Origin of the sequence: Chitinophaga sedimenti, from assembly GCF_023156195.1 — a bacterium.
In the GTDB taxonomy this organism is placed as follows: Bacteria; Bacteroidota; Bacteroidia; order Chitinophagales; family Chitinophagaceae; genus Chitinophaga; species Chitinophaga sedimenti.
This window is the reverse complement of record NZ_JAKUKA010000001.1, coordinates 6,209,179-6,235,213: the sequence shown is the minus strand read 5'-3', so window position 1 is coordinate 6,235,213 and position 26,035 is coordinate 6,209,179. Positions and strand designations below refer to the sequence as shown.

The window sequence follows — 26,035 nt, the reverse complement described above, 5'->3', positions numbered from 1 at the left end:
CTGAATAATACTTTCGGATATTTTGCTTCTGACTCCGTTCCGGAACCGGCCTAAAAAGCAGAAGGCCCGCTGTGTACAGCGAGCCTTCAAATATTTGTAATACAAACATGGCACTGTTACACAGCGAGAGCTCTGTTGTTGTGCCACCAATATTTGTATGTGAAAGTCTTTGTCATATCGGGAACAAATATGCAAAGAATTTCCAGAATTACAAATTAATTTTTAGAGCACGCCCTTTGTACTGGGCAGCTGCATCTTGTCGGGATTGCGTTTTACCGCCATTTTAATGGCTTTTGCAAATGCCTTGAAGATCGCCTCTATTTTATGATGTTCGTTTTCTCCCTCCGCTTTCACGTTCAGATTGGCTTTCGCCGCGTCTGAAAAGGATTTGAAGAAGTGAAAGAACATCTCGGTGGGCATATCGCCCACTTTCTCCCGTTTGAATTCAGCATCCCACACGATCCAGTTGCGGCCGCCGAAATCGAGCGCTACCTGGGCCAGGCAGTCGTCCATCGGCAAACAATATCCGTATCGTTCCATCCCTTTTTTATCACCTAAAGCTGCTGCGATGGCTTCTCCCAGGGCGATACCGGTATCCTCTATGGTATGATGCTCATCTATATGCAAATCGCCCTTCGCGATAATTTCCAGGTCAATACTGCCGTGGCGGGCAATCTGGTCCAGCATATGGTCGAAAAAGTGCAGACCTGTGCTGATGTTCGCTTTACCGGTGCCATCCAGGTTCAGTTTGATGCGGATGTCGGTTTCCTTGGTGGTGCGCACGTGCTCCACTTCCCGGATGCCAATTTTCAGGAATTCGTATATTTTTTGCCAGTCGGTGCTTTCCAGCGCCACCACCGCCTGTAACTTAGCCGCGTCATCATTCACTTCCGACGCGCCTAAAGCCGCGTCTTCCTTCATCCAGATAGCTTTGGCGCCGAGGTTCATCGCCAGCTGCACATCCGTAATACGATCACCGATCACGAAGCTGTTGGCCATATCGTACGCATCGGTCATATACTGGGTCAGCATGCCGGTACCGGGTTTACGGGTCGGCTTGTTCTCGTGCGGAAAACTACAGTCGATACAAATATTGGAAAACACCACTCCTTCGTTCTCAAACGAGCGCAGGATATGGTTTTGCGCAGGCCAGAAGGTATCTTCGGGGAAAGCATCTGTACCCATGCCGTCCTGGTTGCTCACCATCACCAGCTCAAAATCCAGTTCAGCGGCTATTTTAGCGAGATAGGTAAATACTTTCGGGTAAAACTCCACTTTATCCAGGCTATCGATCTGGTAGGTCGGCGGCTTTTCTTTGATCATGGTGCCGTCGCGGTCGACGAACAGTACTCTTTTCATGCTTGTAATGCGTTTAACAGTTGAACGTTTTCTTCGGGCGTGCCTACTGTAATACGAAGGCAACCGGCGCAGAGCTCCACTTTGGAGCGATCGCGGACGATGATGCCCTGCTCTACCAGTTTATTGTACAAGGCTTTAGCATCCGTGGTTTTAGCCAGCACAAAGTTGGCATCGCTGGGATATACTTTCAATACTGCGGGCAGTTTCACCAATCCCGCTACCAGTTTATCTCGCTCAATTACCGTTTCTTTAATCCAGTCGTTTATTTTCTGCGTGTTGTTCAGCGCCTCTTCCACCAGCTCCTGCGTTGCCTGGTTGATGTTATAAGGCGGTTTGATCTTGTTCATCACATCGATGATCGGTTCACCTGCATAGGCCATTCCCAGGCGCAAACCAGCCAGTCCCCATGCTTTCGATAATGTCTGCAGCACAACAAGATTCGGGTATTCGGTCAGTTCCTGGATAAATGTTTTCTGCTTTGCGAAGTTGATGTATGCTTCATCGATCACCACAATCCCGTCAAAATTGTTCAGGATCATTTCAATATCCTCCCGGTTAATAGAGTTACCTGTGGGGTTATTGGGGGAACAGATAAAAATCAGTTTGGTGTTTCCGTCGATCGCCTCTTCCATTGCGGGCAGGTCCAGCTGGAAATCTTCGGTGAGACTCACTTTGCGGATAACAGTATCGTTGATGTTGGCGCTTACTTCGTACATGCCGTATGTCGGTGGACAAAGCACCACGTTATCTACGCCGGGGCGGCAGAATGCGCGGTACAGCACGTCTATACATTCATCGCTGCCGTTACCGAGAAAAATATTCTGCGGCGGCACGCCTTTGATATCGGCCAGTTTGTATTTTATTTTCCACTGCATGGGATCCGGATAACGGTTGTAATCCTTTTCCAGCGGGGAGCCGAAGCTGTTCTCATTAGCATCGAGAAAAACGCTTGCCTCTCCTTTAAATTCATCCCTTGCGGAAGAATAAGGCACCAGCCTTTTTATATTATCGCGGAGTAAGTTATTTAAGTCGAACATGATGTAAAGTTTAACTGTTGAGTGCTTTTAAACGTACGGTAACAGCCAGTTTGTGGGCATCCAGTCCTTCTGCTGCGGCCATGGTTTCGATCACGGGCCCCAATTGCTGTAAGCCCGCTGCGGTCAGTCGCTGGAAAGTAATTTTTTCACGAAGCTGTCGAGCGACACACCGCTATATGCTGTAGCATAGCCATTGGTCGGCAGCGTGTGATTGGTGCCGGAAGCGTAATCCCCGGCGCTTTCTGGCGAGTAATTGCCCAGGAATACAGAGCCGGCGTTCACGACGCGATCGGCAATATCCTGGTCATTTTCGCAGGCCACGATGAGGTGCTCGGGGGCATATGCGTTCAGCAACTCCATGGCTTCATCTGTATTTTTCACCAGCAGCAGTTTACTGTTTTGCAGGGCCTTTTCGGCAATATCGCGACGGGGCAGTTCGGCAAGTTGCTTTTCCACAGCGACTTTCACATCCTCAATTACCTTTTCAGAGGTGGTGACAAGTACCACCGGCTATCTGGCCCGTGCTCGGCCTGTGACAATAAATCCGCCGCCACAAAATCGGGCACACAAGTATCATCGGCCAGCACCGCCACTTCGGAAGGACCGGCAGGCATATCGATCGCAAGACCAGCTTTACTTACCAGTTGCTTTGCGCAGGTGACATACTGGTTACCCGGACCAAAAATCTTGAACACGCGGGGCACACTTTCCGTGCCATACGCCATGGCGCCAATGGCCTGCACACCACCGATCTTAAACACCTGCGTGATTCCTACCAGCTGCGCGGTATACAGGATAGCCGGATGAATCCCGTCTTTCCCTGCCGGCGAACAAAGCACTATTTCTTTACAACCGGCCAGTTTCGCAGGAATACCCAACATCAATATAGTTGAGAAAAGCGGGGCAGAACCGCCGGGGATGTACAATCCCACTTTTTCAATAGCGGTAGCGCGGCGCCAGCATTGTACACCGGGCATTGTTTCCACCACCTGCGTTTGTTCCGCCTGTCTCTTATGAAAAAACTCAATATTGCTTTTCGCCTGTTGAATTGCAGCTTTCAGTTCGTCGCTTACATTCGCGGCAGCGGCGTCAAATTCCGCGTTGCTCACGCTCAGTGTATTGAGTTCCGCTTTATCAAATTGCCATGCGAATTTGCGGATGGCTGCGTCGCCTCCTGTTTTAACCTCGTCGAGAATCGCTGCCACGCGGCTTTCCAGCTCACGAGTATCGATGGCGGGGCGTTGCAGGATATTGCTCCAGTGCTTTTTTCCGGGTAACGGATGTATTGCATCTCTCCTTTCGTTTAACGTTTATATCACCATTTTTTCGATCGGTACTACCAGGATGCCTTGCGCACCGGCGGCTTTCAGGCTCTCGATGATATCCCAGAAATCATTTTCGTTGAGTACAGAGTGTACGGAGCTCCATCCTTCTTCGGCCAAAGGCAGAACGGTGGGACTTTTCATACCGGGCAGCAGGCTGATGATCTGTGCCAGGTTGCTGTTAGGCGCGTTGAGCAGCACGTACTTATTGTTCTTCGCTTTCTTAACGGCTTTGATGCGGAACAGCAATTTGTCCAGATGGCCACCTGTTCGGCGGTTAACCCCTTATTGGCGATGAGTACGGCTTCCGATTTGAGGATCGTTTCCACTTCCTTCAAACCGTTCATGAATAAAGTGGAACCGCTGCTCACCAGGTCACAGATCGCCTCTGCCAAACCAATGCCAGGAGCAATTTCAACGGAACCGCTGATCTCGTGGATTTCGGCCTTGATGTTGTTTTTGTCAAGGAACGCCTGCCGGATTACGGGGTAGCTGGTAGCGATGCGCATGTTCTGCATTTCCTGGACGGAGCTGTATTCCATTGACTTGGGAACTGCAAGCGACAGGCGGCATTTGCCGAAGCCCAGTTTCTCGATAGCGTCTACTGTGCGCGCCTTTTCCAGCACTACATTTTCGCCCACGATGCCGATGTCGGCCACACCGTCTTCTACGTACTGCGGAATATCGTCATCGCGCAGGAAAAATAGCTCCAGCGGAAAGTTGCTGGCTTCGGTTTTTAGCTTGTTAACACCGTTGTTCATGTCAATACCGCACTCTTTCAGCAGTTTCATTGAATCGTCGTGTAAACGGCCTGATTTCTGGATCGCAATTCTTAGCTTTTGCATTGTATCTGTTTTTGGCAGGCGTCAGCCCGGCAGCCGGAAAATAAAAAGGCTTACCGGATCCGGTAAGCCTTTGATGATGTTTTTATATCGTTTAAGCGTACATAAAATCATCCCAGCCTACCGGCGCGGTAAAAATGATGATGATGGATATATACTGCGTTGAATTTCATATTCGGGTACAAAAGTAATCAGTAATACCGAAAATGCAACTATTTTTTTAGAAAGATGGGAAACCTGCGCCGGATGGGCGTTCTACACTAAAAATTTTCGGAAAGCCGTACCCTTAGGTGTTTTAGGGCAAGTTTCATGTGCGTTTTTACAGAGTTGATGGAAATGCCTAAGCTGGTGGCCGTTTCATGATATTTCTGCTCATCAAGATAAATAGACGTAAACACCTGCATACGCTGGGGTGGCATTTCATTAACGGCGTGCGCAAGCATCTCCTTTACTTCGCTGGCGTAAACTTCGGGCAGTACATAATCGCGAAGTCCCTGCTGGTAATCCAGTTCGCGGGTTTCCTGGAACGCACGTTTGCTCAGGTGGTTGAAACACCGGTTTTTTACAGCCCTCCACATATAACTCTCCATGTCTGCAATCTGGTAGTACTCCCGCTTTTCCCAAATATCGGCAAAGAGGTTGATAACGACGTCTTTCGCATCCTCCTTGTTGCCCAGGATGGCATATGCCGCAATGCAAAATACTTCATACTTCTGCCGGTAAACTGTTTCAAATGTAGCTGCTTCCATTTTTTCAAAACATTGCCCTCTCCTCGTATTAGAAAACACGAGAACCGGGTCTTAAGCTAATAATAAACGGACTGGAAAATAACAGGTTACACAATGCGACGATGAAAGTAAAGCCCAACCGGGGCGCTCAAGTTGACAAACGATTCCAAACAATTCACGCCGCAAATTTAAGAATGATGGGAGTACTTTAAAAGCGTTGGGTTGTTAATGTGTGGTTAAACGCATGGCAGAAAGAAAGATTGGAGGCCAGGAATGGCCTCCACTACTATAGACACTTAATAAATGCCATCGATGCACATTAAATTGTACCGATGTACTTAGAAGACCGCTAAAAACTGGCAGCGGGTGAATGGCGCATAAAATATCTTAACATATTTAATATGATAAAGTGTTTCCCGGCTGGAATCAAAGCTGTTCAAGCCATAAATTCCGCTGTTATATTTTGCCGGATTTTGTATTTTGTAAGCCAGAAGTTACTGAAAGGGCATATAGGACAGACGATCTATAGGACAAGAAGGCCCTGAGCGAAAGAAAAACAGGAAACAGCAGTACCGTCATCATATGAGACCGGACAAACGCGAAAAGATTGATACACTTTTATTGCGCCAGGTTTCAGGCAATCTCTCCTCCACCGAAACTGCTGCACTACAGCGGTTTGCGGACGAACATCCGGAAGTAAGGACGCTCTGGACGAAACTCGAGGACCGCCTGAACAGTGCCGACGCACAGGTTTTTAAACGAAACCTGGACGCAGGGGCCGACTGGCTGCTCGTCACCCAACGTATACACGAAAATAAACGCCGTGCACGCCGGCGTAAACTACGCTTCGGTGTAGTGCTCACATCTATGGCAGCATTAATCGTTTACTCGTCGGCGTTATATATAAAGCAATACATTAACAAATCCTCTCTTCCACGGCAAGGCGCTACACGTACGCCTGCCAAACCGCCCGTGCCGCATTATTCCAATACGGGCAAATAATTATTTAGTATGAAAAAGTATCTATGTTCCGTGCTGGGCCTCCTGTGCACGGGCATCAGCGCAATGGCGCAATCCCCGCAAAAACCAAATGTAATCTTTATCCTGGCCGATGATATGGGTTACGCGGATCTCAGTTGCTACGGCCATCCGCAAATCCGCACACCTTTCCTTGACAGAATGGCTGCCGAAGGTTTCCGTGGCGGCTCGTTCATGGTGTCGGCCCCGTCCTGCACCCCCTCGCGTGCCTCATTCATGACCGGGCGTTATCCCGATCATGTAAAAATGCCCTACGCCATTGCGCCCGGCACTCCGTTCGGATTGAATGACAGCCTGCTCACCGTAGCAAAAATGTTTCGCCGAAATCAATATCAGACCATGATGATCGGCAAATGGCACCTGGGCGACCAACCCAATACTAAACCACTCGATCATGGGTTTCAACACTTCTTTGGCATGTTGTACAGCCACGATTACCAGGATCCTTTCGTAAAAACAGATACCGCGCTGGCCGTGTTTTATGATCAACAACGGGTGATTGAAAAACCGGACTACAGTAAGCTCATGGACCTGTACACCGACAGCGCCACCGCGTACATCCGCCGCGCCGCACAGAGCAAACAACCGTTTTTCTCTATCTCCCCTACCCCATGCCACACGCCCCCGTAGCCACCACGCCAAAATGGACAGGACATTCCGCAGCAGGCCTGTACGGCGATGTGATCGAGCAGCTGGACGACTGCGTAGGCAAAGTATTGGCAGCACTCAAACAAAACAAAATAGACAACAATACGATCGTCATATTCACCAGTGACAACGGCCCCTGAACAACATGCCCGCGCGCATGTTCGGCCGCGATATCGTGAAACCTTACGGGCACGGTTCGGTAGGACCACTCAACGGCGGTAGCCAATACCTACGAGGGCGGCCACCGCGTACCCTTCATCGCACGCTGGCCGGGGCATATCCCGGCCGGACAGTACTCGCTGTCGCCTTTCATTATTAACGATATGCTGCCTACGCTTGCACATGTGGCGGGTGATAAACAATCACTCCCCGCTAACATCGAAGGAATCGATATGTGGGCGCATCTGAGCGGCCAACAGAAGGTGATGCCGGAGCGGGTGTTGTATTACCTGAGCGCCCAGGGCAAACTGGAAGCGGTGCGCAAAGGTGATTGGAAATTGCGCGTAACTACGATTACAGAACTATTTGATCTGAAAAATGATATATCGGAGCGGCATAACCTGGCCGAACGGGAAGCGACTAAAGTAAAGGAATTGCAAAGGTTGATGGCGGCTTACCCGAAAGAGTAACAGTATTTCGTAAGGGCTCCCATGCAATGATCCGGTCTTTATGAATAAAGCCTTCGTAACGGCTGTCCAGTAAGTCAAGTTGATCAAGCTGAGAAGCGGCCGGTATAAACCAGCCGCTCTTCCTTTATCAACCAACCTAATCATCACTCAAAACCGTTGGGTTTGAGCAGTGGGTTGGAGTTAAGCGCACGTTGCGGAATCGGGAATACGCTGCGGTCTTTCGCATCCACAGGTTTGTCCCACCACTCGGCGCCGAAGCGGTTCCAGCGCACGAGGTCTGTGCGGCGATGGCGTTCGCCAATGAATTCGCGGCCTAATTCAATCACGAATTCATCGTCGGTAAGTTTCGCAATGTTTGTTACATAAGCGCTTGCCGCCCAGGCTGCGTCGGGGAAGTTACGTTTGCGCACCGCGTCCAGCGCGGCGGCGGCGCCGGGTTTATCATTCGCCCGGTACTTACATTCTGCCAATGCATAATACACTTCGGCCAGGCGGATTTCCGGCAGGGAGTTGAACTGGAACAGTTCTTTCGTCATCGGCAGCCAGGGGAATTTAAGCAGGCGCACACCGGAATTTTCTTCACCCGTGTTTACATGCGATCCTTCCGGCCAGCGCCCGCCTGGCTTTTCGGAAAAACGTCCCACCATATCAACATACGCCAAAGGCTTACCATTATACTCTTCGGAGCCTTTTACCGTTTTCGTACTATCATAGCCGTAACCACGTGCATAATTGTACTCATACTGCTGCCCGATCAGGAAAAAGCCCTCGTAATCGCCGTTTGCATTAATCGTTTTAAACGGCGCCTTACGCAAATCGGTGGCCTCGTAACGCTCATAAGGCATACCCAGTTTATAAGGCAACAGGTTGCCGTCTACATCGCGTGAAGGTGTAAGGTGAATACCGTTCCAACCGCCCCAATCGTTATCCAGCGAATAACGCGCCTGGTAGTGCATGGTGGCGTTGTACATCCAACCGGCTTCATAAATATTCTTCGCATGCGGGAATTCAAAAATGTTCTCTGGTGAACGATAACCTTTGATACCTGAACGGAAGGGCCCCGGTAATCGGTATCAATGGAATAAGTGCCGTATTTACCATCGATTATTTCCTGGGCTATCGCGGCGCAATCAGTATATCGCGCTGTGCCTGTCCATTTTTCTGCATTCAGGTAAAGCCGCACCAGCAAAGCCGCCGCACCACCCTGGTCCCAACGTCCGGCAGCGCCGTTTTTCGGTAAACCGGGCAGGGACTCTTTGAGCTCCGTTTCAATGTAAGCGAATACCTCCGCGGGGGTGCTTTGCGCTTCTACTTTCTGAGGCTCCTTATAGATAGGCACGGTGCGGAAAAAGTCGATCAGAAATAAATAAAACCAGGCGCGTAAGGTGCGCAACTCGGCCACGTGCGCGGCTTTGTCGGCCTCGGTGAAACCGAAACGCGGATAATCCAGTTTTTCGATATCGCCGATAATCACATTACACTGGCCAATGCCCTGGTACGGGCCCACCCAGCCACCATTGATGTGGCCATCGTCCACGTTCCAGTTATGACCATGCAGGCGGATCCAGTCGCCGCCATCGTAACCGTGTTTACCTTTTTGCGTCCAGACGAAATTGTCGGCAGTGAGCTCGCTGAGCAACCAGCGATCGCCGTCCCAGCCACACCAATGTCCATGTTCATATGGCCGGAGCACTGCGGCAACGATTGAGTTTTTATCCTGGTAATACGTGCCGGCCGGCATTACATCAAATGGTTCCTCGTCCAGATTCGTACACCCCGTCGAAAACACGATGGAGCAAAGGAACAGGCCGCATATTTTCTTTAGGTTCATGTTCTTCATTTTTAAGTGGATGTTAAAAGTTTACCTGTGCGCCAAAAGTGAACGTACGGGTTACCGGGTATACGTCGAGGTTACCGTAACCGGGCGTTAAGCCGGTAATGCCCACCTGCGTTGGATCCAGCCCGGTAAACTTAGTCATGGTAAATACATTGCGCACCGCGCCATACAACCGGAAACTGTTCACCTGTTTAATCGGGATTTTAGGCGCCCATCCCAGTACAAGGTTGTCCAGCTTGAAGTAATCGCCTTTCTCCAGGAAATAATCGGTAATTAGTTTCGTAGACGTGATCTGCGCGTTCCGGCCGTACGCATCTTTCAGCAGGTTGATGCCTGGCTCTGCCTGTAAACCATAGTACATCTGGTACAGGTTCAGGATTTTGTAGTCGAAACGGCCACGGAAAAACAGGCTCAGGTCGAACGGACCGTACGCAAACGTGTTGCCCCATGACAGCTCGTAGTGCGGCGCGCCGTGTCCGAGATAGGTGCGGTCCGTGCCGGAGCTTGAAGTAGAACCGAGGATTTTTTCTTTACCAACAATCCCGCCTTTCCAAACCATGATTTTACCCTCGTCGTTTACACCGGCATATTTATAACCGTAAAAGCTACCCAGCTCTACGCCCGGTTCCAGGCGGTAGGCGGGACCAGGGTTACCCGGCGATGGCAGGTCTTGCAGATAACGGATGTTGCCGGTAAATTCCGAATTCGACCATGATTTCAACTTCGATTTAAGATAGGAACCGGTAACGTTGGTGGTCCAGGTAAACTTTTTACCCTCCAGCACATTGTAGTTCACGGTGAGTTCCACACCTTTCGTACTGATCGTACCCACGTTCACGTACATCTGCTCGTGCAGGAAAGCACCCACCGGTACGTCGTAGTTGTCGAGGATATCCTTGCTCTCGCGGTCGAACAGGTCGAAGCTACCTGTAAGACGGTTACGGAAGAAAGCGAAATCAACACCCAGGTTATATGCGATAGCCCTTTCCCAATGCAGGTTTGGGTTGTAGTTGTTACCCGGACCATACACCTGTATCCAGCTGCCGGCGTCGTCGCGATACTTGCCATAGGCGGTGTAACGCGCCAGGGAAGTGTAACGCGCAAAACCGGAGCGACCGGCGGAGCCGTACGAGAAGCGCAGTTTCAGATCATTTACCGCGCTGCTGCCTTTCAGGAAACCCATGTTAGATATACGCCAGGCGGCAGATGCAGCGGGAAAAAAACCCCAGCGATTGTCTACCCCGAACTTACTGTTTCCTTCGTAACGGAACGACGCTGCAAGGAAGTAAGTGTTATCATAATTGTAGTTCACGCGACCCAAAAAGGCGGCGAGCTTTTCTTTACTCTTCCATGAATCCATGCCAAGGCGGCCGTCTTCGAGGTTCCATGCGCCGGCATCCGTGTTGTTGTAGCGGAATGCGTCGGACAGGAAGTCCATATTCTCCGCCCAGAATCCCTGTGTATTGAATTCCTGGTAGCTGTAGCCGCCCATCACGCCGAGATCGTGTTTATCGAAGCGGGCGTTGTAATTGCCGACCCACTCCAGTGTATAATCCGTCCAGTTTTCACTTTGCAGGCGGCCACGGCCGGTGCGGTTGTTTTGAATAGATTCCGCGGATTTTGAGGTGTAATACTCGCGACCCAGCCGCTCGTGTCCCTGGCGGGCCAGCTTTAACTCAGTGTTGAGATTCTTAGTAAGATTTAATCTGATGTTGAGGTCCATGATGGAATACTTCTGATCGGCGCCGTTCTCGCGGGCTTTCAGGTTCTGTACCGGGTTGTAGGTATCATAACCCTGGAGCGTGTTGTAGTACAGCGGATCATTGGGATCCATGATAGGCAACGTGGGATTGAGCTTCACCGCCATTTTAAAGGCGTCGTAGTTGGTGTATTCCTCACGGGTAACCCTTTGCGATAAATTACCGGAAAACTCGAGCAGCCCGTCCAGCACACGCTGCTGGAAATTAGCACGGTAGCCGTATTCCCTGCGCTCTGTCGCAATGTCGATCGCGCTTTTGTTGCGGAAGTTACCCGATAACCGGAAGATGCTGTTTTCGCTACCACCACCAACAGTGATGTAATGGTTCACCCCAAAATTGTCTTTTCTGATCAGTTCCTCGTACCAGTCGGTACGTGCCCCCGATCTGTATCGCGTTGTTTGGCGAGGAACTCGGTAGCAGAAAGAATATCCGGCTTTGCCGCAACCGCATCATGCTCAACGAAGCTGTCGTAGGTCAGTGATACTTTACCTGCTCTGCCCTTTTTAGTTTGAATAAGCACCACGCCATTAGCGCCGCGCGATCCATAAATCGCGGCGGCAGATGCATCTTTCAATACGTTGATGGATTCAATGTCCTGCTGTGCTATATTGCGGAGATCGCCGCCGGGCATACCGTCGATAACAATCAACGGTTCAAAACCAGCGCCGATTGACCCCACACCACGCACCTGGATGGTTGCGCCGTTGTTGGGGTCGGCAGCAGCCGTGCTGGACACGGCCACACCCGCTACCTTACCTTCGATCTGCGCGAGCGGACTGTTAAACCCACCCTGTAAAAAGTCTTTACTGTTTACCGATGTTACCGCATTCGTCAGGTTCTTCTTTTGTACGGAACCATAACCAATTACCACCGTTTCGGTGAGTTGCGATATCGATTCTTTAAGATCGATGTTCACGTTGGAAGCCTCGCCCACAGGCACTTCCTTTGTTTCATAACCAAGATAAGTAATCACAAGCACCGCGGCATTGTCCGGCACATTTAATTTAAATTTGCCCTGCGCATCGGTGAAAGTACCGGTAGTAGTACCTTTCAGGCGAACGCTCACATTAAAAAGCGCTTCACTTTTTGAACCGGTCACCGTACCGGAAACCTGCCGCGATTGTGCATAACTAAACTGCCAGCAGACAGAAAGCAACAGGGCCAGCCAGGTAAATTTGCCTGTAACGCCTCTTGTAAAACGTTTTAGCAAACAACCACCAGCTTGCGTGTAAAAGTAGAATGTTTGTTTCATGATGATCTATTTTTGGTTGAATGGAATGAAGGATTTAAAAGGCAATAGCCCGATGTTCACGCGGCGGCACCGTGTGTTGGGACAAGACAATAAGCTACCATGGCGGCGTACAGGCGAAATACGCGCGTGGCAATACATTTAATGCGGCGTTAAGTGCCGCGCATTAACTATAACCGGACCCCGGCATCGGCGAAACCAGGGCTGCAGGCGTGAATGGCGTGAATCGCCTGCGCATTGATACACTGTCTGTTTCATACGTGAATGCAATAAGTTTAGTCGAAATACTTTCTCACAAAGTCTTTCCGGAGTTTAGCCGCTATACCTCATCGGGGGCTCCTTTTTACTCATAAACGACTGGCTAAACCGGTTTTTCACTGTTTCAAAAAAAATGTGCGTACTGGGCGTTGACTTTTCTTTTGTACTTGATTCGATATTTATTTTGGTAAAAGTTTGTCTGTGCTTTTGGTCTGAATGTGGAATTCTTACAAACGTGAATATCGTAAATTAATTCAGATAATCAAAGGATGCGTAATTTTTTCCGTGGATACCGGTTTCCTGTTCTCAATTAAGTTACGCTATTATGTTGAAACTTCAAAGGCCTTTTAGTGTGAACGGAACTGCGCTGTAGTTTCCATCGCGTCAGTTTGCATATATTGAATTTCCGTTCTATTTTAAGGCGCAGCAATTTATCCTCTTTATGACAAACAAACTGACATTACTGATCGCGTTATGCACCTTGTGTTTAACCCTGCAAACTTCCGCGCAGACAACCCTCATACGGGCGGGACGATTTTATGACGCTGAAAAAATACTTTTCTCGACAAACAGGATGTCCTGATAGAAGGCGGCAAAATTAAAGCCGTAGGCCCCCAGCTGAAAGCGCCCGAAGGCGCCAGGATACTCGATTTACCCAACGCCACTGTTACGCCGGGACTGATCGACATGCATACACACCTGCTGACGCTGCAGGGTTTGCATTCAGAAAACCTTGCGGTGGATGGGCTTATTAATTCGCCGGAGCGCAGGGTTTTGCGGGCCGCGGGGTTCGCACAGTCATACCTGGACGCAGGTTTCACCACCATTCGCGACCTCGGCAATTCCGGATACTACCTCGACAGGGAAGTATCCTCCGCGATTGGCAGAGGGTATATTCCAGGTCCGCGCATGATATGCTCAGGCCCGATTATCAGCGCGATAGACGGCCAATTTTACCAGTTGCCTTTTAAGGATTACGATCGCATCACTGCTGCCGAATATCGGGTAGTAAAAAGTGTGGACGACGCCATACTGGCTGTAAAAGAGCACGTGAATCATTCTGCGGGTGTTATTAAAATAGCATCATGGGGTGAGCGGCTTGGGCTCAGCAAAGCCGAAACGGAAGCCATTGTAAAAACTGCCCATGAATACCATCTGACTGTTACAGCCCACGCCAATTTTGATGGCGTCATTCGCGATGCCGTGCTGGCGGGTGTTGACGGTGTCGAGCACGGGTATGATATATCAGACAGCACACTCGCACTGATGGCTAAACGAAAAGTATATCTCGTACCTACAGATGTATCTATCAGGCAGGGCATTGAAATGATGAAAGCACGCAATATGCCCGCCGATTCCGCTACTGTAAAGGCCGAACTGCAACCGTTAGGCGACCGGCTCCGCCGCGCTCAGAAGGCCGGCGTCATGATTGTCGGCGGCTCGGACGCGTATATAGAACTTTCTGTTACCCGTGGTGATTATGCGAAAGAAACGATCGCATCTTATGTAGAGCAAGGCTTTTCAGTGAAAGATGCGTTACGCACTTCTACCTGGAATGCCGCAAAAGCATTGGGACAGGAAGGAAGAACAGGCGTCATCAAACCCGGCGTGGCAGCAGATATTGTCATTTTTAACGGCGACCTCGAAAAGACTTTTCGAAAGTATTGTTCGATGTACATGCAGTATTTAAAGACGGGAAGGTTGTTTCTAAAAGCAAATAATTTCTTTTGAAACCAGCAGCAAACCGCTACCATACAGCCGTTGCGTCGCACACTTCAGCAATTGTACCAAAACCGCAAGCACCCGTTACCCCGGGCGCTTGCTGTCTGATAAAAAAAGGGCGCCCTCCACAGAGCGACGCCCATCGGTCCTCATCAAAGTATTGTTATCCGGAAATCGCCCGAAAGTTTTTGCTCGTGGTACTGGCAAACAGACGGGTTGGAAACGTCCGGCCACCAGGTCGTTGCTGTAAAACTGCCGGCAGCGATACCGCCCGCTACATCGAGTTCAGAAATCGTTACACTACCTCCAGAAAAAATATACTGATTGGTATTGCAATCCTGTTTTGTTGTTATGCGTGACGGGCGGCCGCTCACGAAGCTGTTATAAATAATTGCCTTACCTGACTCCCCTGCCATACCATAACCGTAAGTACCTTTACTGCCCGCGCTAATCGAGAGCTCGAACGTATGGTTCGGGTCCTGCATGCCCTGTATACGGATAAAACCAGCTCCTACCGTAGCATAGGCATATTGAACGTCCATTTTCGCACCGTTTACATAAAGATTAAAATCTTCCACCTTTAGCGGTATACGGGTACGCGTAATCACTTGTCCTGAAGTGCCCGCGCGATCAGGATGCTGGCTGTTCACCACGTTTTTAAGTGATATTTCTACATACTCTCTTGTCTCTTCGGTAACCTTGTCCGGCGCAGTATAATCTGCATAATATTTTTCAGGCGCAACATCCAGCTTCCCTGTTCCCAACACCTTCCAGCCCGTGATGTTCTCCGTGGATTTATATTGATGCGGCTGTACAAGCACAACTGGTGCGGCAGCCTCCTCCTTCTCGTTCCGGTAACGGGCCTTACGGTGATCCTCGATCTGCAACATTACTTTTGCCTTTTCTCTGGGTTCAACCGGCGCAGGTTCCACAATCACGATAAAACGACGAAAAAGGCCCCAGTCGCTAAAGTGCCGGTATTCACCTTTACCTGCTTATTTGTTTTGTCCAATGTACTGCCCAGCAGCCCGGTCCAGTAGCCATCTTTATCCTGGTACGCGAGGTACAGCATTTCAGCAGCACTCCCGTCCGTATCCTCATCCGTGTAAGGAATGGAAACCTCTACCGCCTTATTAAATTCAATATTTTCCGGCTCCAGGCGGAAACAGTTGCCCGAACCCATTGGCAGCGTACTGCTTACCGGTGTAATTTTAAATTCGGTATCGGCCGACACCGCTCCGGGAGGTATAGTCACTTTGATTTCTCCACTAATCGCAATATCGCCCCCTGCGGGACCAATGGTTTTGGTAACGGCGGCGGCGACGGGAAAGCCCTGGGGAAAAGGGATCGCGGGTGTTTCGGTTTTACCGGGGTCATTCTTTTGCTGCAGCTCAGGATGCCGAGCAGTAACAGCAGGTAACAGTATTTCATACGGCAAAGCTAATAGCAGCTTCGTTTATCATGATGTGTTGTCTGTCGCCGTAGACAGATGTATCGATTATGAAGACGAACGACCGGAAATCGTCGTATTTTTGCCCTCCATGGAACACAAGGCAATCGAACCCTGCATCACACTTACTCCATATATACATTCCTTCTGGGAACTGAAAGGCGGAGTGGACGATAACCAATGGGACCGTATATTCCCTGATGGTTGTCCCGGTTTGATTGTTAACCTGGGAGATAAATGTGTTACGGATAATGGGGCAGTGAGCATGGAACCCGGTAAAAGCTACGTGGTGGGCGCCATGACTTCCTTTAAAGAGAGCTTTATCACCGCCCATACCCATTTAGTCGGCGTATGCCTGAAGCCCGGCGTTTTCTCCAATTTTTATCAGTACGCCCCGCTGAATGAGCTCACCGACCAAACTGTTCAACTTGAAAAGGCACACGCTTTCAATGTTGACAAATGCATACAAAATCCCTTTTACTACCTGAATTCATTTTTACAGGATCGATCACAAAAACAAAACCTCCCTCTTCAACCTATTATTGACGCCATTCATCAATCCAACGGACAACTGAGCATCAAGGAGATTGCCAGAGAAACTTCATCACCGTGCGGCAACTGGAGCGGCATTTTAACACACATATTGGTATCACTCCAAAAGAATACTCGAATATTATTCGTTTTCAACATGCCCTGTCTAAAATAAAAATGCAGGCACACAAGAGCAGTTTACTGGATATTGCTTTCGAATGCGGTTACTACGACCACGCGCATCTTACTAACGACCTCCGGAAAAATACCGGGTACGCGCCTTCCCAACTCTAAGAATGTCGCATTTTTCCAAAGCATCAGCGGAAACACGTTTTAATTTTGTAAAAAAGATAACGATATGAAAAAGTGATCCTGAACCTGGCGGTCAGCTTAGACGGATTTATAGAAGGACCTAATGGAGAAATTGACTGGTGCATCATGGACGACGACATGCAATTTGATGCGTTTATCGACGGTATTGACACTATGCTGTACGGACGGGTAAGCTACGACGCCTGGGGAAATTATCAACCGGAAGAAAATGCAGGGAAAGCAGAAAAAAGCATGTGGAAAGGTATTCACTCCAAAACCAAGTTTGTGTTCTCCCATCAACCGAGGACCGACGCAAATGCCACATTTGTTGCTACTGATATTGCGGATAAAGTAGCCGCTATTAAACAACAGGGCGGTAAGGACATCTGGCTGTATGGCGGCGCCAATCTTATTAAAACATTCATCAAACTGGAGTTGATAGATGTTTATAAGATATCTGTACACCCGGTTGCATTGGGTAGCGGCAAACCATTGTTCGAAGCGCTGACGGATCGTATTGCATTACAACTGACCGACACCAGGGTTTTTAAGTCGGGCGTGGTAGAATTAACTTACGTTCCACGATAAAATATTACCGTAGCGTACCAAGATATTGTAATGCCCTGTCAAGTATGACGTCCTTTTCGCTTATCAGCTCATCAATGCTGTTAGGCACTTCAATATCCGGCGCGATGCCCACACCCTGTGTGTAACCTCCATCGGGATAAAGCACGCCCAGTCCGGATATCACGAAACGCATAGACTGGTTACCCACCATAGGAATCTGCGTAACATCACCATCAGCACCGGCGGTGGTACGGCCAATCAGTTTTGTATTGCCGCCGCGTGCTTTCACGATCATGGTCAACATTTCCGGCCGGCTAAGCGAACGCTCAGAAATAAGTGCTATTACCGGACCTTTAAAATGCATCTCAGGGTCCGGGCCACGGGAATAAGCAACGGCCCGGGTGAGACCCGGATAACTTACCGAGCCGTTCCAAAGAATACATGTTGTTTTGTTCTCAAACAGGATATCGCTAAAATTGATGAAATCGAAATTAGGATAGGTGCGGCATTCTATTATCAACGCTTTCGCTTTTGATAACAGCCTGCGTGTACTATCCGCCATCGTACCCGTCCATTTTGACGGATCAATTAACAATATATCACCTTCCAGCATTCGCATAGCGGGATCAGCCGGCCGTTGTTTCGCCAGTTCTGCCTGCGCTCTCCAGGCTCTCCCGGCTACCTGCAGATAATCCATCATTTCCTTATTTCCGTACTGCATAGCAAAAGTTTTCGGCTTACCCGCACTTTCGAATGTCACCGCCAGCGAATCTCCTTTCGCGAGCACAAGGCTCAGCATGCCGGACCTTGTGATGTAATATTGCTTCATCACTTCCCGCGGATCGCTCATCCAGGCTGTCAGCGAATCGACCAAACGACGAACCGGCACACCATTCACAGCGAGGATGCGGCTGCCTTTATGAATGCCGCTCCGTTCTGCAAAGCCGGAATCCGTGTGCATCACAACGACTGTATCATCCACCACGCCCGTAGTAAAAGGAACGCGTATCAATCTCCCTGACAATACTGTCTCGGGGTACTTGCCAACATTGGGCATCACCGAATGACCATCGGTGATGGCAGCATTCAGTTTCACCAGGGGCAAGCGCATATTTACGGTTCGTATTGGCTTCAGTAAACTCAGGAATAAACCTTGCCAATGTTTGCGGCCATGTGCCTTTTTGCTGGTATTTGGCCGGCAGGTAGTACTCTATGATATTCCAATAGCGGAACAGGGCAAGCAACCGGTAATTTTTCTCGGGCAGATAGTCGGCCGTATAAGTATCCTCTTTGAAAACCGGGGACGGACGCCCAGTTACATCGGGTGTTTCAATATACTTGTTGGGAAAGGGTACAAAATAATCCGCCAGCGCAGTAAGCCGCTGTTTGTCAGCAGCACTGAGCCGGGAGATTTCATGATCCAGCTATGATCAATATTTATCTTTTCGAACGATTTGGCGCCGGCCAATTGCAGCGCGCCGGCCTTCTTACCCGAGGGTGCAACAGCGGCCGCTGAGTCCATCATCGTTCGGATTGAGTGACCAATGCCAGCACCGGGGTTTTCATCGAGGTATTGCAACTGGGTAACCAGCACCTTATCCCAATCCACATTTCGCTGGCTGATACCAGGTGCAAAATACTTCAGATATCCCCACACACGTGCCAGCAGCACCAGGTCGGCGGTGTCGCGGGTATTCGTGATGGGAGCCCCATGCAATGCTTGCATGAATGCGGCCAAGAGGAGAAATGAGGCAATCAATCGGGTTAATATCTTCATCGTGGATGGTATTACTAAGTGCGAATATATCTTTTTGACGGTCTCATGCAAGTATAATTCGGCTTTTCTACCGGCATAGCCGGCTGAACATGAAGGTTCAGCCGGCTTTGGGTAAGGGATAAGTAAGGACAGCCGCTAGTTCTCCAGGTAAGTAACAACAATGGATTTCACATCAATTCCATTGGGGCCATAGCCATTTTCGGTATTTTCCATCGTCCATAGCAACGCTGCACGGTACATATCGTCCGGGCCGGCAGGCAGCGATCCTGCACGTTGGTATTGATGCGTATTGCTGTCGATGTGACTTGTAATAATGTAATTGCCGCTCTCCATACTGGCTGTACCTACAGGAATGTGCATTTCGCTCGAGAAATAATGCTCACCGGTGGTCATCGGCACACTCAGAAAATGGTTGGCATCGAACATTGGTGTAGCGCCTTGAAAAATACGGGTGGTTAACGTAAAGTTTATACCTGCGTAACCGTAAACAGATCCGGTAATAGCCACCTTCAGGAAACCGCGTTTTTTAACGACAGCAGCTGGTTTAAAAACCATGTAATCTTCGTGGAAGGCCATACCGTCGGCAAGTAATAATCCGGATGTACCGCCCGGGTTTCTGAAACCTGCGCCATTGGTTGAAATAATCATGAGAATAAGTGTTTAAAATGGTTAACAATTATGACGTGCACGTTATATTAAAAAAGGGGGAAAACAGCGTAAAAAAACAAACATTTTCATTGCATTCTCTATACTGATTTGATAACAATACAAAGATAGATAGTTGCTACGCGATGTATCTACGCGGTGAAAAATATCTGCTGTAAAAAATAAAAGGCAGGAAAAAATCTCCTGCCTTTTCAAATCATACCGGCAACAAACGCTAGTAATTCCTTATCGTTGCATAAACACCATAACTTTCGTCTTCTACATCATATAAAGGTCTCAAAAGGTAAGTCTTACCATTGTTAACCAGACGAAAACGCTTACCATCATGATCCTTTGAAAGGTGCTTCAATATTTCTGCAGGAGTACCCTTAAGTATCAACTCCGAATCATCCTGGAATGCCAGTAAAGTCGGGCCATAAAATACAGCTATCACGTTGCTGTCGTCCGGCATAGCACTAATGCAGAAATCGTAGTGGAAGTTCAACCTTACCTTATCATTCTTTTTCCATTCGCGCCTCAAAGAAATATAGCTGCCTGGCAGAACCTTAAGGGCTTGCTTTGTACCATTGATATATACATCCACCTTCTTTGCCCAGGACGGCGCTAAAAAATTAAGCGTGAGCGACGTGCTTTTATCTGTCAACACAGTAAATGCTACATTTCCATCCTCCGGAAAGTTACCGGCCTGTTTTAACGTCATTCCTTTTTCTTCCCAGGTGAAAGATGAGGGTATATATAAATTGACCCAAACATTTGCGTTGTCATGATAATAAATACCCTCGTTTAGTGACGCGAAAGCTTCAATCGTCGTACCATTACAACAACGAAAATCGTCTTCCTTCAAAAATTCCTTCTTTCGCGGCGACCCTAAAGGCAAATGATAAACACATCTACCCGACTTTCCACTTTGTAATGCCAGCGTAGAATTATAAAATGTATTCATGTATGCTTCCGCCAAGACCGGACTGCCGGTCCAGGTAAAAAGTGTGGAACTAAGTTTTTGCGTATTGTGTGAAACGCACGATTCCGAGGTTTCCCTGGTCATAGTGCCGGCAAGATGGCCCGGAATACCCCAATGTTCGGCCGAAAGCGATGTGGGGGCCGTGACATTGGGCCTCGGTCCACTGCTTGATCCGTTCGCGTAGGCATGAGATTTCATGAGCATATTCCAAAAATTAGTTACCGCATCATGATATTTCTTCTCTTTAGTGATGTTATAGCGCTGTGCAAAGCCGTTTACAAGTACTAAATGAGTATTTGAATGTAAGCCGGATAAAATATCCTGGTTTTTAGACAATGGCACCGCGAACCAGTCCCTGTCAAATATCCTGGCTAAGGCAAGATGCCTGGGATTCTTTGATACATTATACAACCTATAAAGCACTTCGTTCATTGCCCCTGCTTCATTCGCCGGATTTGCGCCGACGCTGTAAAGCACCTTATTAATTGTTTCATCACTTAACCTGGCCATCCGCTTTTCAACATAGTCCGCCATATGTAGGACCATTTCGTAAGCTCTTTGATTTCGAGTACGCAGATGCGCGTCCAATAATCCCTGCATAATTTTGTGGTAGGTGTAGTAGGGCGCCCAAACCCCGCCAAATCTGGACTCTAATATGTCGAACTCCGTTTCCGGAAAAGCGCTGAGATAACCGTTGTTACTGACCATCTGGCATCTATATAGTTCGTCGACCATATACTGCAGCCTTGTTGATAAAAGGGAGTCTCCGTATCGCTCTACAACGCTCGCTATTGCCGACAGGTAATGACCTGTGAAATGTCCCCTTAAGCCAATATTCGGGGACTCCCACCCATCAAGCGGCCTGGCGGTGGAGGGTAACTTTACATTAATTCTGAAATTATGCAGTAGCCGGTCGGGATCGAGCGACTTTAAGTATTGTATATTTAGCATTTCACGTTGCTGTATCCGGGAGGGCGACAGCACTACGGTCTTCCGCTCAAACGGAACTATTGGCTCCACCCGCGTCGCCTGGAGCTGCTGACCGTAAATAATCGAATGAAACACCAGTAATACAATGGTTGTAATGATCGACTTCATGCGCTATCAGATTAATCACGTGCTATTTACGGAAATATGCTGATGTTAGTGCTACAAATAACGGTACACTTTATAAAAGCTTCTTGAACCTAACATATATGGATTCGAACTAACAAACAATTGCAAATCAACAATTAACTAGGGGAGCTACAATAGCAAAAAAAAGGGGGCTGACCACAAAGGTCGGCCCCTACCTTCTGTTACCCGACCTGGAGCATTTTCGAACCAAGCAGGCTAGTATTGCATTTCAAGCGCCATGATTGAATGTTTGGTTGAACATTCAACGAGTGGAAAAGAGCCTGAGTGGGTTTGCAGATGACAATTTGTTCGCCGGCTTTTTCTTCTTCTTCTTTCTGCCCCACCATACCATAAAACCGGTAACCGGCAACGATGCCGAGATAAGCGACGCAAAGAACATCGCAATACGCCCCGGCAACCCCGCAATGGCGCCTACATGGATGTCGTAGTTCATCCGCACCACTTTTTCCGCAAGGGTTGCATCGGCATATTTGCCCAGGTACGGCACTGGTATCTCTTTACCGGTATACTGATCGAAGTAGCAATAGTCCGCGTTGTGGGACTGTTGGCTGCTGGGATAGGCACGGGCCACTATGGGAGCTGAGTCATTGACGGGCAGGGATAGGGTAAGAACGGCAGCATCGTGGTAGCGCTGCCTGAACTGATCAAACACCTGGTTGATGGTGGTGCTGTCTTTTGCAGGCGCATGCCCGTCAGAATTGACGGCGACGGCACCGGGCCTGGTTTTCCCACCGCTGAACACCCAAAATTCTGCCTGCACCACCCACTGGAAGCTCCACACCAGGCCCGTTAAGGCGGCGAACAATACGATCCAGCTGGCATAGAAGCCTAACACATTATGCAGGTCATAGTTGAGGCGTTTAGGGGACGCGTCCCATTTAATGCGGAAGCTTGTTTTTCTACGCGCCTTGTTGCGGGGCCACCAAAGTACGATCCCGCTAACCAGGATGACCAGAACACAAGGGTGCCGTAGCCGACTACTAGATGGCCGATATCTTGGGGCAGCCAGACGTACATATGTCCATCGATGATAAAGCGGAAGAACTCGTCCTTCCGGTCAAGCACCTTTTCCACGTTACCGGAGTATGGATTCACATATACGTTGAAATAATAGTAAGGCTTTTTTGATAGAACTGCACTACGGGCGCTTTGCCTGCCTCTTCATACAGGATTCGGAACGCCTTTTTGCCGTTCATGGCCTTTTCTGCGGCGGCGCGTATATCCGTCACCGATTTATACGGTTTGTTTTCCACCGTTACGAAACGATAGGGCTGCGTAAATTCGGATATTTCGGGTTGCCAGGCATAAATAGCGCCGGTAATGGAAATAATAAATACAACGATTCCTGAAATAAGGCCCAGCCACAGGTGCAGCCAGGCGAAGATCTTTTTCATGTTCATACGCGATATGCAGTAACGTAAAATGAAGATACCTGCCTGGTATCTTCATTTACGCCGGTTGGCCAATGCTTAGAATTTGATGGTGAGATTCACTGCCCAGTTACGTGGCGGCTGTGGCTCGCCCCAGGGACCCCAGTACATCTCGTTGGTAATATTGTCCAGCTTCACCCCTACGCGGTAACCCGGACGGTCGTAGAAGATCGTGCCGTTAAACACCGTATAGGCGGGGAAGTAGGTGAGATTGTTATTGTCGAATACGATGTCTCCGTTGTACACCGCACCGGCGCCAATACCCAACCCGGATACTTTTCCGCTGTTGATGCGGTAGCTGATCCACGTGTTGGCCGTGTGTTTTGCACCCGATGCCGGGGGACGCTTGCCTACAAAATCTTTCGCCTTGGTGATCTCTATGTCATTGAAACCATAACCAGCCAGGATGTTGAGGCCGGAAATGGGATTGGCAATCACCTCCGCTTCAAAACCCTTACTTTTCCAGGTGCCATCCTGATAATAGATGGTAAGGTCGGTATTATCCTGACGGATTTTGTCTTTTACTGCAATGTCGTAAGCACTCAGCGTTACGCTTAATTTACTTTTCAGCAGGTCGGCTTTAATACCACCTTCCCACTGATTCGCCTGCTCCGGCTTAAACACATTGCCGTTACGGTCTACCTGTGCGGAATAGCTAAAGCCGTTCTGGTAATTCGCGAATACAGACAACTGATCTTTCACCACCTGGTACACTGCACCGAATTTAGGGGAGAAAGAAGACTTGTCGTAGTTGCCGGTCGTTTTGCCGGTAGCCGTGGGAATAAGTTCCTTTAGCATCTACTCTATCCCAGCGCACACTTGCCATAACGAGTAACTGATCGGTAAGGTTCACTACGTCGGACACGTAAATGCCGTAACGGTCTGTATGGCTTTTGAAGTAGTTCGTGGGTTTCATACCTGCCAGACGCCTGTCTACATCTTCTCTCATTAAGATAGGCGTTGTTCCGGTGGTAGATATTGTATCGTGAATGTAGTTCAGGATGTAAGTGGGCTGGGTAATATCCGCCAGGTAGTCGGCGCCCACCAGTACGCGGTGTTTGACAGCACCGGTGTGGAACTCACCATTCAGGTTCTGCTGGATCTGGATGGTGTTGTAGTTATGACTGTACTTTTGTACGCGCCTGGACAGGGTTTCGCCGGTGCCTAACAGCGTACCGTTGAACTGGTACTGCTGGCGGGCATTTACGCCGCCGGTAGAAAATACGGTGGTCGTATTCCAATTGCTGTTGATCTTATAGTTCATGGTAGCAAACAGGTTATAACCGGGGAATACGGACTCCGGTCGTTGGAATAGAACGTACGTTTGTAGTATTTCGCCATCGCGGCTTTATAGTCGGCCGGAGTACCCAACGGGTTGATGTAGGCGATAGCCTGTGTACCAGCGTTGCGGAACATTTCCACATCTATGAGGAACGAAAGGCGGTCGCTCGCTTTATAAGCGAAAGAGGTTGCCAGGAAGTAGTTACGCCTGAAACCTGCTTCCCGGAAGCTCTCCTGTCCCCAGCGACCAAGGTTTACACGCAGCAGCGCGGTTTTGTCTTCGTTCAGCGGTGCGTTGATATCTGCTGTGATGCGGTTCAATCCCCAGCTGCCGGCCGTGAAGTTTAGGTCTGTCCGGAAGGTTTCGAAAGGTTTTTTGGTCACCCTGTTTACCAGGCCGCCGTAAGATACCGCACCGCTACCAAACAAAGTACCGGAAGGGCCTTTCATCACTTCGATGCGCTCCAGGTTGGCCATGTCTACCGTAATCAGCTGGTTGGCCACCATGCCGTTGCGGATGTAATTAGCAGTACGGAAACCACGGATGATGGTAGACGTACGGCCGTTACTCACCGTTTCGGTAGAGTTGACGCCGGCCACGTTTTTGATCGCGTCTTTATATTCAAGGATGCCCTGTTCTTTAATGATCTCGGAGGTGACGATGTTGTATACCTGCGGGTTTTCCAGGTTTTTCAGTGGCATACGGGCCACGTAGTCACTCTCTTTTTTAGCGAATTTATTTTTGCCGCTGGCGATGATCACTTCCTGGAGCGTTTGCTGCGAAGCTTTCAGCTGGAAGTTTTGCTCCACGGTTTGACCGGCTGTGATGTTAACCGTAAAACTGATCATATCATGCCCTGCCACGAATGCTTCTGCCAGGTAGGTGCCGGGCGCCACGTTCCGGATAACATAAGCGCCGTTTTCGTTGGTAACGGTTTGCTTACGAGCGTCTTTCAGGCGAACGCCTACGCCTGGTACTTCCGTACCGTCTTCCGCCGTAACGCGGCCTTTGATCGTGCCGTAGTTAATTGTCTGTGCAGTCGTTGCCCTGATCATGACGAGCATGAAGAAGCTTATGATGGTAATTACTCTCATGGAAAGATGTTAAGGTTAGGCTGATTAGAGGATTCAGTAATCGAGGCGCAAAGTTAGAAGAAGGGCAAAGTGGGGGTAGATCAAATGCGGAATTTGATTTACGCTAACGGGAAATCTTTCGTAATCAATTACCAGAAGGGCGACTAACAGGCATAATAAAAAGCATAACAAACCTTAACGTTTGCTGTGCTTGGTATTGAAACAATGTATGGATTAGGGTTTGATGTCAGGCGTATTTCAACCGGCCAATACTTGTTTCTTCTCTTTAATTTGATACGGATGTGGACAGGGCAACGATCGCTTTTATTGCGTCTTCTTCGCCAGTTTAAAATGGGCGCAAATGAAGGGGTAAAACATTGCCTCTTAGTTTAATCTTGAGCGTATTTTTTGTGGAGGCGG

At 49.0% G+C, this 26,035-nt stretch carries 26 protein-coding genes and 3 pseudogenes; 8 read left to right on the top strand and 21 right to left on the bottom strand.

The annotated features are described in order from the left end of the window. Positions 1-222 precede the first annotated feature (222 nt). The 6 genes and pseudogenes from hisB to MKQ70_RS36075 all read right to left on the bottom strand — a co-directional run bounded on the left by hisB (position 223) and on the right by MKQ70_RS36075 (position 5,309). Entirely contained in the window at positions 223-1,359 is a 1,137-nt protein-coding gene (gene hisB, locus MKQ70_RS36100) for a bifunctional histidinol-phosphatase/imidazoleglycerol-phosphate dehydratase HisB (protein WP_248080375.1), read from the bottom strand. Further along, positions 1,356-2,396, bottom strand: coding sequence for a histidinol-phosphate transaminase (gene hisC / locus MKQ70_RS36095; RefSeq protein WP_248080374.1), 1,041 nt, complete (start codon positions 2,394-2,396; stop codon positions 1,356-1,358). Before hisC ends, hisB begins: the two co-directional genes overlap by 4 nt. Before the next feature lie 10 nt (positions 2,397-2,406). Continuing rightward, a pseudogene (hisD, locus tag MKQ70_RS36090) lies at positions 2,407-3,601 on the bottom strand (histidinol dehydrogenase). A gap of 105 nt (positions 3,602-3,706) precedes the next feature. Next, complete coding sequence (hisG, locus tag MKQ70_RS36085; protein WP_248080372.1) at positions 3,707-3,919, bottom strand: ATP phosphoribosyltransferase; 213 nt, start codon at positions 3,917-3,919, stop codon at positions 3,707-3,709. Continuing rightward, positions 3,859-4,563 (bottom strand): ATP phosphoribosyltransferase, encoded by a 705-nt coding sequence (gene hisG, locus MKQ70_RS36080; protein WP_248080370.1) that lies wholly within the window; start codon positions 4,561-4,563, stop codon positions 3,859-3,861. Before hisG (MKQ70_RS36080) ends, hisG (MKQ70_RS36085) begins: the two co-directional genes overlap by 61 nt. Before the next feature lie 257 nt (positions 4,564-4,820). Further along, positions 4,821-5,309, bottom strand: coding sequence for a sigma-70 family RNA polymerase sigma factor (locus MKQ70_RS36075; RefSeq protein WP_248080368.1), 489 nt, complete (start codon positions 5,307-5,309; stop codon positions 4,821-4,823). A 561-nt stretch (positions 5,310-5,870) separates the two neighbouring features. On the opposite strand from MKQ70_RS36075, the gene MKQ70_RS36070 reads away from it, so the two are divergent. From MKQ70_RS36070 to MKQ70_RS36055, 4 genes and pseudogenes are all read left to right on the top strand, one after another. Continuing rightward, positions 5,871-6,290: a hypothetical protein gene (locus tag MKQ70_RS36070; protein ID WP_248080366.1), complete on the top strand. Its 420-nt coding sequence runs from the start codon at positions 5,871-5,873 to the stop codon at positions 6,288-6,290. Between the two features lie 9 nt (positions 6,291-6,299). Continuing rightward, the gene (locus MKQ70_RS36065; protein ID WP_248080364.1) at positions 6,300-6,956 is read left to right on the top strand and encodes a sulfatase-like hydrolase/transferase; all 657 of its coding nucleotides are present in this window, start codon (positions 6,300-6,302) and stop codon (positions 6,954-6,956) included. Then, on the top strand, positions 6,938-7,114 hold the full coding sequence (locus MKQ70_RS43130) for a sulfatase-like hydrolase/transferase (RefSeq protein WP_372490069.1): 177 nt from the start codon (positions 6,938-6,940) through the stop codon (positions 7,112-7,114). Before MKQ70_RS36065 ends, MKQ70_RS43130 begins: the two co-directional genes overlap by 19 nt. 102 nt (positions 7,115-7,216) lie before the next feature. Beyond that, a pseudogene (locus MKQ70_RS36055) lies at positions 7,217-7,603 on the top strand (sulfatase/phosphatase domain-containing protein); the annotation flags it as partial. A 143-nt stretch (positions 7,604-7,746) separates the two neighbouring features. On the opposite strand, the gene MKQ70_RS36050 reads toward MKQ70_RS36055, so the two are convergent. From MKQ70_RS36050 to MKQ70_RS36035, 4 genes are read right to left on the bottom strand one after another with little or no spacing between them, the layout of a single operon-like run. Beyond that, entirely contained in the window at positions 7,747-8,574 is an 828-nt protein-coding gene (locus MKQ70_RS36050; RefSeq protein WP_248080361.1) for a RagB/SusD family nutrient uptake outer membrane protein, read from the bottom strand. Next, entirely contained in the window at positions 8,478-9,434 is a 957-nt protein-coding gene (locus tag MKQ70_RS36045) for a RagB/SusD family nutrient uptake outer membrane protein (protein ID WP_248080359.1), read from the bottom strand. Before MKQ70_RS36045 ends, MKQ70_RS36050 begins: the two co-directional genes overlap by 97 nt. 22 nt (positions 9,435-9,456) lie before the next feature. Continuing rightward, positions 9,457-11,529, bottom strand: coding sequence for a TonB-dependent receptor domain-containing protein (locus MKQ70_RS36040; RefSeq protein ID WP_248080357.1), 2,073 nt, complete (start codon positions 11,527-11,529; stop codon positions 9,457-9,459). A gap of 20 nt (positions 11,530-11,549) precedes the next feature. After that, positions 11,550-12,452, bottom strand: a complete 903-nt coding sequence (locus tag MKQ70_RS36035; protein WP_248080355.1) for a carboxypeptidase-like regulatory domain-containing protein — start codon at positions 12,450-12,452, stop codon at positions 11,550-11,552. 834 nt (positions 12,453-13,286) lie between these two features. On the opposite strand from MKQ70_RS36035, the gene MKQ70_RS36030 reads away from it, so the two are divergent. Then, on the top strand, positions 13,287-14,438 hold the full coding sequence (locus MKQ70_RS36030; RefSeq protein ID WP_308199600.1) for a metal-dependent hydrolase family protein: 1,152 nt from the start codon (positions 13,287-13,289) through the stop codon (positions 14,436-14,438). A gap of 143 nt (positions 14,439-14,581) precedes the next feature. On the opposite strand, the gene MKQ70_RS36025 is transcribed toward MKQ70_RS36030, so the two are convergent. Continuing rightward, positions 14,582-15,319, bottom strand: a complete 738-nt coding sequence (locus MKQ70_RS36025; RefSeq protein ID WP_248080351.1) for a hypothetical protein — start codon at positions 15,317-15,319, stop codon at positions 14,582-14,584. A 44-nt stretch (positions 15,320-15,363) separates the two neighbouring features. After that, positions 15,364-15,663, bottom strand: coding sequence for a hypothetical protein (locus tag MKQ70_RS36020; protein WP_248081903.1), 300 nt, complete (start codon positions 15,661-15,663; stop codon positions 15,364-15,366). A 64-nt stretch (positions 15,664-15,727) separates the two neighbouring features. Between MKQ70_RS36020 and MKQ70_RS36015 the strand changes: the two genes are divergently transcribed. The 3 genes from MKQ70_RS36015 (at position 15,728) to MKQ70_RS36005 (ending at position 17,310) form a co-directional block, all read left to right on the top strand. Further along, positions 15,728-16,585 carry a DUF6597 domain-containing transcriptional factor gene (locus MKQ70_RS36015; RefSeq protein WP_248081902.1) on the top strand — a complete coding sequence of 286 codons (858 nt, stop codon included), beginning with the start codon at positions 15,728-15,730 and terminating at the stop codon, positions 16,583-16,585. Next, positions 16,489-16,704, top strand: coding sequence for a helix-turn-helix domain-containing protein (locus MKQ70_RS36010; protein WP_248080349.1), 216 nt, complete (start codon positions 16,489-16,491; stop codon positions 16,702-16,704). Before MKQ70_RS36015 ends, MKQ70_RS36010 begins: the two co-directional genes overlap by 97 nt. 72 nt (positions 16,705-16,776) lie before the next feature. Next, complete coding sequence (locus tag MKQ70_RS36005; protein ID WP_248080347.1) at positions 16,777-17,310, top strand: dihydrofolate reductase family protein; 534 nt, start codon at positions 16,777-16,779, stop codon at positions 17,308-17,310. 4 nt (positions 17,311-17,314) lie between these two features. On the opposite strand, the gene MKQ70_RS36000 is transcribed toward MKQ70_RS36005, so the two are convergent. The 9 genes and pseudogenes from MKQ70_RS36000 to MKQ70_RS35960 all read right to left on the bottom strand — a co-directional run bounded on the left by MKQ70_RS36000 (position 17,315) and on the right by MKQ70_RS35960 (position 25,636). Continuing rightward, a complete protein-coding gene (locus MKQ70_RS36000; RefSeq protein WP_248080345.1) occupies positions 17,315-18,385 on the bottom strand; it encodes a S41 family peptidase in 1,071 nt (356 codons plus the stop codon). Positions 18,386-18,604: 219 nt separating this feature from the next. After that, complete coding sequence (locus MKQ70_RS35995) at positions 18,605-19,066, bottom strand: hypothetical protein (RefSeq protein WP_248080343.1); 462 nt, start codon at positions 19,064-19,066, stop codon at positions 18,605-18,607. Positions 19,067-19,201: 135 nt separating this feature from the next. After that, positions 19,202-19,714: a hypothetical protein gene (locus MKQ70_RS35990; protein WP_248080341.1), complete on the bottom strand. Its 513-nt coding sequence runs from the start codon at positions 19,712-19,714 to the stop codon at positions 19,202-19,204. Positions 19,715-19,946: 232 nt separating this feature from the next. Further along, a complete protein-coding gene (locus MKQ70_RS35985) occupies positions 19,947-21,791 on the bottom strand; it encodes a beta-L-arabinofuranosidase domain-containing protein (protein ID WP_248080339.1) in 1,845 nt (614 codons plus the stop codon). Between the two features lie 280 nt (positions 21,792-22,071). Next, positions 22,072-22,904, bottom strand: a pseudogene (locus MKQ70_RS35980) (PepSY-associated TM helix domain-containing protein). A gap of 17 nt (positions 22,905-22,921) precedes the next feature. Then, a complete protein-coding gene (locus MKQ70_RS35975; protein ID WP_248080337.1) occupies positions 22,922-23,224 on the bottom strand; it encodes a PepSY domain-containing protein in 303 nt (100 codons plus the stop codon). A gap of 75 nt (positions 23,225-23,299) precedes the next feature. Beyond that, positions 23,300-24,058 (bottom strand): TonB-dependent siderophore receptor, encoded by a 759-nt coding sequence (locus MKQ70_RS35970; RefSeq protein WP_248080335.1) that lies wholly within the window; start codon positions 24,056-24,058, stop codon positions 23,300-23,302. Then, a complete protein-coding gene (locus MKQ70_RS35965; protein ID WP_248080333.1) occupies positions 23,985-24,524 on the bottom strand; it encodes a TonB-dependent receptor domain-containing protein in 540 nt (179 codons plus the stop codon). The genes MKQ70_RS35970 and MKQ70_RS35965 overlap by 74 nt, the downstream gene beginning before the upstream one ends. Then, positions 24,521-25,636 carry a TonB-dependent receptor gene (locus tag MKQ70_RS35960; RefSeq protein ID WP_248080331.1) on the bottom strand — a complete coding sequence of 372 codons (1,116 nt, stop codon included), beginning with the start codon at positions 25,634-25,636 and terminating at the stop codon, positions 24,521-24,523. Before MKQ70_RS35960 ends, MKQ70_RS35965 begins: the two co-directional genes overlap by 4 nt. Positions 25,637-26,035 lie beyond the last annotated feature (399 nt).